The 5,967-nt window shown below is 34.0% G+C and carries 5 protein-coding genes; 1 reads left to right on the top strand and 4 read right to left on the bottom strand.

Annotated elements, in window-relative coordinates; genetic code table 11:
• Positions 1–247: 247 nt before the first annotated feature.
• From B5G32_RS13045 to B5G32_RS13030, 4 genes are all read right to left on the bottom strand, one after another.
• Positions 248–1,048: an SDR family oxidoreductase gene (locus B5G32_RS13045; protein WP_087936904.1), complete on the bottom strand. Its 801-nt coding sequence runs from the start codon at positions 1,046–1,048 to the stop codon at positions 248–250.
• Between the two features lie 12 nt (positions 1,049–1,060).
• Positions 1,061–1,786: a sulfite exporter TauE/SafE family protein gene (locus tag B5G32_RS13040; protein WP_087936903.1), complete on the bottom strand. Its 726-nt coding sequence runs from the start codon at positions 1,784–1,786 to the stop codon at positions 1,061–1,063.
• A 129-nt stretch (positions 1,787–1,915) separates the two neighbouring features.
• Complete coding sequence (locus B5G32_RS13035; protein ID WP_087936902.1) at positions 1,916–3,328, bottom strand: 6-phospho-beta-glucosidase; 1,413 nt, start codon at positions 3,326–3,328, stop codon at positions 1,916–1,918.
• 101 nt (positions 3,329–3,429) lie between these two features.
• Positions 3,430–4,335, bottom strand: a complete 906-nt coding sequence (locus B5G32_RS13030) for a MurR/RpiR family transcriptional regulator (RefSeq protein WP_087936901.1) — start codon at positions 4,333–4,335, stop codon at positions 3,430–3,432.
• Between the two features lie 198 nt (positions 4,336–4,533).
• On the opposite strand from B5G32_RS13030, the gene B5G32_RS13025 reads away from it, so the two are divergent.
• Entirely contained in the window at positions 4,534–5,934 is a 1,401-nt protein-coding gene (locus B5G32_RS13025) for an ISNCY family transposase (protein WP_204209742.1), read from the top strand.
• Positions 5,935–5,967: the final 33 nt, after the last annotated feature.

Here is a 5,967-nt window from a genome sequence, read left to right as displayed (position 1 = left end):
TTAGAATACAATCAAATCGCAAAACGAAAACTCACTTAGAAATGGAGAGCCGTATGCATTGAAAGGTGCCCGTACGGTTCGGGAAGGGGCGAGGTCTTCTAGACTTCGCCTATTTCATTTATGAGTCAAATAACAGTATACAAAAAAGATAAGAATTCATTTTTGACATAATCATACAAACGATATATAGATTTTGACTTTCAAACAAAAAAAACTTTTAAGATTTTCATCCTAAAAGTTTGTTCGATTACCAGACATGATATCCGCCATCAATCATTATATCAATGCCTGTTGTATAAGTTGAAGCGTCAGATAATAAATATAAGACTGCTCCAATTAATTCTGTAGGTTTACCTACACGATGCATAGGTGTATTGTTCATTGAGTTTTCAAACACTCTTGGATCATTTAATTTAATAAAGTTTTTCACATTGCTCATCCCTTTTTCTAGAAACCCTGAAGATACGCTATTGACTCTGACATTATATTCTCCATATTCACTGGCAACACTTCTTGTTAAATGTAAAACTCCACCTTTTGATGTACAATATCCTGACATATTAAATGGTGGTTTATTCACAATTGTTCCTGTAAAAGAGGCAATATTCACAATAGACCCCTGTTTTTGTTTAACCATATATTGTCCAAAATATTTACAACATAAAAATGTTCCAACAATATTAATATTCATTAATCTTGCATAATCTTCACCGGTATAATCTTGAATGCTGCCATGCTGATTGACACCTGCTGCATTAATCAAACCATCAATATGCCCAAAATCCTGTATGATCTGTTCACTGACTTTTTGAATATCAGCTTCCTTTGAATTATCTGCCATATAATAACGAACTTCAATACCATATTGATTCTTTAATGATTGCGCTAATTCTTTAAGTTTGTCAACATTTGAGGGGATATCAATCATAACCAAACTTCCACCTGCCTGCGCTACAGCTTCCACAAAATGTGAACATAAATACCCAGTCGCCCCTGTTGCGACAATGACTTTACCATCTAAACGAAACAAATCCATCACATTAACCATTTTTCATTCCTCCTATAATAATGTTGTGATGACATTGGATAAACCACATAATCCAATGACAACATAAGTTAATTTTCTAATGAGGTTAGCATCTAATTTATCTACAATCTTATTGGCAATCCATAAACCTAATAAAATACCAACCATTCCTAAACCAATGCCACCAAACAAATCAACTGTCAAAATACCATTAATGACTCTAAAAGCTGTTGAATAAATAACATTGATTAAAAAGAAACATTGTATTGTTCCTAAATATTCTTCTTTTCCTTTTGTTTTTGATAAGAAATAGATAACCATTAATGGTCCTCCAATACCAAACAATCCATCACAGGCACCTGAAATGATAATGCATAATAAAGCAACGATGCCTTTAGGTTCAATATCGTTTTTAGAAAAGAAAAGGAAATAAAGAGATAAAACAATTAAGAAAATACCTAAAATGATTTTCATGATATTTTGATCAATCATTTTTGCAAATAAAATAGAAACACTGCTGACAAATAAATATAAAACGGCTGGACCGATAATCTTTTTAAAATTAATTGTATGACGATAACGATAAACCATGGCTGCACATAAAATCATACAAATAGCACTTGATACACCTGCACTTTGTACAACACTAAGCTGTAAAGGCAAAAACATCATCATGACAACGCCAGCCCCAAAACCTGACACTCCCTGAATAATGCCAGCTACAAATGCTGGTAATAAAATATAACCTATCATTTCCATCTATGATTCCTCCTAACGACTATCAATTTATCAGGGAATTCATCATGAAACAATGAAACCAGCCCATAAAAAAACGTTGTTTTCAAAAAGCCTGTTTTAAGACTTTTCATTTGAAAACAACGTTTCTTCTTATAATTCTTTACCATTTGTTTCAATGACTTTTTTATACCAATAGAAAGAATCTTTTCGACTTCTTTTTAAAGTTCCTGTTCCATCATCATGTTTATCAACATAAATGAAACCATATCTTTTACGCATTTCTCCAGTACCAGCAGAAACAAGATCAATACATCCCCAAGGTGTATATCCCATTAAATCTACATCATCCTCTTCTACTGCTTTGATCATTTCTTTGATATGTTCTCTTAAATATTCAATTCTATATGGATCATGAATAGAACCGTCTTCTTCAACCGTATCCAATGCTCCCATACCATTTTCTACAATAAATAATGGGACCTGATATCTGTCATATAATTTATTCAATGTATTACGAAGCCCAACAGGGTCAATTTGCCATCCCCAATCTGTTATCTTTAAATATGGGTTACGTCCACCACTAATAACATTTCCTTCTATCTGCTCGGCATTGCCACCTTCAATAGATGAGAAATAATAACTAAATCCAATATAGTCTACTTTCCCTGCCAGCATCAGTTCTTCATCACCTGGTTCCATTTCTGGTGCTTTGGCATTTAATCTTTTCCACATAGATGTACAAGTATTAGAATAATATCCTCTGACATGGGCATCACCATAATAATATAATGACAGCATTTTTTCTCTAGCAGCAACCTGATCATCAGGAGAACATGTTGCAGCATATGTTTCAGGGAATAACAACATACATCCAATCATATTTTCTGGATCAATCTTATGTCCTTCAATCACAGCTTTAGCACTGGCAACAAACATATGATGTGATGCCTGAACAACAGTTTGGTTGGCATCTTCACCTTCTTTAAAAATCAAACCTGCCTGATGATAAGGTCTTGGAATTCTCATTGTGGCATTAATTTCATTAAATGTCATCCAGTATTTAACTTTTCCTTTATAACGTTTAAAGCATGTTGTTGCATATCTGACAAAAAAGTCAACAAGCTTACGATTACGCCATGAACCATATTTTTGAACAAGATATAATGGTGTTTCATAATGTGATAAAGTCACAACAGGTTCAATACCATATTTATGCAATTCATCAAAAACATCATCATAGAATTTTAAACCTTCTTCATTAGGTTCTTCTTCATCTCCATTTGGAAAAATTCTTGTCCATGCGATAGACATTCTAAAACATTTGAATCCCATTTCGGCAAACAAGGCAATATCCTCCTTATAATGATGATAGAAATCTGTTGCTTCATGACTCGGATATAAAGCATCTTCATGTACATAATCATCAATCTGACGTTGAACGCCATGTCGTGCTCCTCTTTCTACATCGGCAATGCTTAAACCTTTTCCACCTTCTAAATAGGCTCCTTCATACTGGTTAGCAGCTGTCGCTCCACCCCATAAAAAATCTTCTCTTAGTTTCATTCTTTCTCCTCCTTGTTTCTAACATAATCAAATTCACATTGATAGACAATACAATCATTTGATAAAAAAACATCGTTTTCAAAAAATAAGATCATGCATTATTATTTTGAAAACAATATTTCATTTTGATCTTCTTCCATAACCTTCTGACTGGCTTTACGAAGAGGTTCATAAGATAAAGCAACTTCTTTTTTATGTTGAAAAGCTTCATCATAATGTTTATGAAAATAACAGCTATATAACATATCAAGAATTAACATAATAGACACTGTTGATGTATAGGAAGCAATATGAGAATAGAGTTTCTCTCTTGTAGTCATAGGCAAAATAATATCCACTTTATCCTGCCATTGACTTTCTCCCCTACTTGTAATCAAAATAGAATGAGCTTTTCTTTTGACAATATTTTCAATATATTGTTTTGTTTTTAATGTTGTTCCTGAATAAGAAATCAATATAAAAGTATCATCTTGGGTTGCATTATAAGATTGATAGAACTGTTCATTGACATTTTCACTGACAATAACATTTTTTCCAATACGCATCATACGATCTGCAAAGATTTTTCCTAATTCAATCGCAACACCTATACATAAAACATAGATGTTTTGACTACGATCTATCATTTTTGTCGCTTCTATATAATCAAAATAATCAACTAATGATAAGGTATCTTTAGCCGTTTCCTGATATAGCTCACTGACACTACCTAAAACTTTCGCCAGATTATCATCTTTATAAAAAGGAATATTGGCATCAATATTTTCAAAATGTTCATGTAAATATTTCATTTCTTCTAAATATTTTTCTTTAAAATCATGATAACCTCTAAATCCCATTTTATGACATAAGCGTGTAACTGCTGAAGTTGATGTATAAGAGTCAGAGGCCAACTCACGAATAGACATATCTTTAATTTGTCCTTTGAGTTCTATAACCTTTTTCGCAACTTCTTTTTCTGCTTCAGATAACTGTTCCATTCTTTCTAACTTTTCGATAATTAACATTTTGATCAACTCTCTTTATCTTTTATTTTACATTGATATGAGAATAAAGACAATCTTATTCAAACATTGATACTAAGGAATCTGATTCAAATATGATAATGTCTCAATGTATCAAGATTGATAATGTCCCAACATGTTGGGACATTATCAAATAATCCTGTTATACTATAAACCTCACTTTTTATTGGAGGTTTGATGATGAGAAAGGTTGAATTAAGAATGAATGAATTAAAAAAATATGAAATCATTAAAAAACTTGTTGAAACGAATGGCAACAAGAAACGTGCTGCCATCAAGATTGGCTGTACTGTTCGCACTGTGAACAGACTCATACTCAAATATAAAAATGGTGGCAAGGCTGCCTTTATTCACGGCAATCGTGGCAGATGTCCTTCTACCACTATCCCTCTTGATATGAGAAATAGAATTGTCTCTTCCTATATCAATGATTATTCCGATACAAATTTCACTCATTATTGCGAAATCGTTAAGGAGGATCTTGACATCAGTATATCCGATACCACTCTTAACAAATGGCTCAGAGAGGAGAATGTCCTTTCCCCTAAGGCTAGAAGAAAGACCAAGAAACTCATGAAGAAAAAGCTTAAGCAGAAGCTTGATCAGACTTCTTCTCAGAAGGTTAAGAATCAGATCAAGATGGCCATCGCTTCCGTCGATGATGAAAATGCTCATCCAAGAAGGTCAAGATGCAAATACTTCGGTGAGATGATTCAGATGGACGCCTCTTCTTTCGAATGGATTCCTGGTCATATATGGCATCTTCATCTCGCTGTTGATGATTCTACTGGCACTGTGGTTGGGGCCTATTTTGATACTCAGGAAACCTTGAATGGCTATTACAATGTTTTCTTTCAAATCTTGACTGGTTATGGTATCCCTGCCATGTTCTATACTGACAGGCGTACTGTCTTTGAATACAAAAGAAAAACCAAGGCTTTCGATGACGAGGATACCTTCACCCAATTCTCCTACGCATGCCATAACCTTGGTGTTGATATAAAGACCACAAGCATCGCTCAGGCCAAAGGCAGAATCGAGAGACTCAATCAGACCTTCCAGTCTCGATTGCCTGTTGAATTGAGACGTGCTCATGTGTCTTCCATAGAGGAAGCCAACGAATTTTTAAACTCCTACCTAAAAAAATTCAATGATCAGTTCGCTCTACACCTTAATACTACACAATCGGTATTTGAAAAGCAACCATCAATGGAAAAAATTAATTCAACACTGGCTGTTCTTTCACCGAGAAAGATTGATTCTGGTCACAGCATCAGATACAAGAATAAGTTCTATATTCCTGTTTCTGATAGAGGAGTGCCATACTATCTGAAAAAGAAAACAGACTGCATGGTCATCGAGTCATTTGATGGTGGGCTATATGTCAATGTATTGGACGAACTATTCATCATGAAGGAGATACCAGAGCATGAAAGGCATTCAAAGGAGTTTGATGGTGAAATCAAAGAAAGCAAGCCAAAAAAGCAGTACATTCCGCCAATGGAACATCCTTGGAGAAATGATGACTTTCTTGGCTTTCTAGCAAGACAAAAGCATCGTACAAACGGTGCTAATGTTTAACTTTTTTTAGGACATTTTCAAAATTGCTTGACA

Source organism: Massilimicrobiota sp. An80 (genome assembly GCF_002159255.1).
Lineage (GTDB): Bacteria > Bacillota_I > Bacilli_A > Erysipelotrichales > Coprobacillaceae > Allocoprobacillus > Allocoprobacillus merdigallinarum.
This window is presented reverse-complemented; position numbering and strand designations above follow the sequence as displayed.

Coding starts and splice junctions, on each gene's coding strand:
- B5G32_RS13045 (WP_087936904.1), bottom strand. CDS start 1,048: ATGGTTAATGTGATGGATTTGTTTCGTTTAGATGGTAAAGTCATTGTC.
- B5G32_RS13040 (WP_087936903.1), bottom strand. CDS start 1,786: ATGGAAATGATAGGTTATATTTTATTACCAGCATTTGTAGCTGGCATT.
- B5G32_RS13035 (WP_087936902.1), bottom strand. CDS start 3,328: ATGAAACTAAGAGAAGATTTTTTATGGGGTGGAGCGACAGCTGCTAAC.
- B5G32_RS13030 (WP_087936901.1), bottom strand. CDS start 4,335: ATGTTAATTATCGAAAAGTTAGAAAGAATGGAACAGTTATCTGAAGCA.
- B5G32_RS13025 (WP_204209742.1), top strand. CDS start 4,534: ATGAGAAAGGTTGAATTAAGAATGAATGAATTAAAAAAATATGAAATC.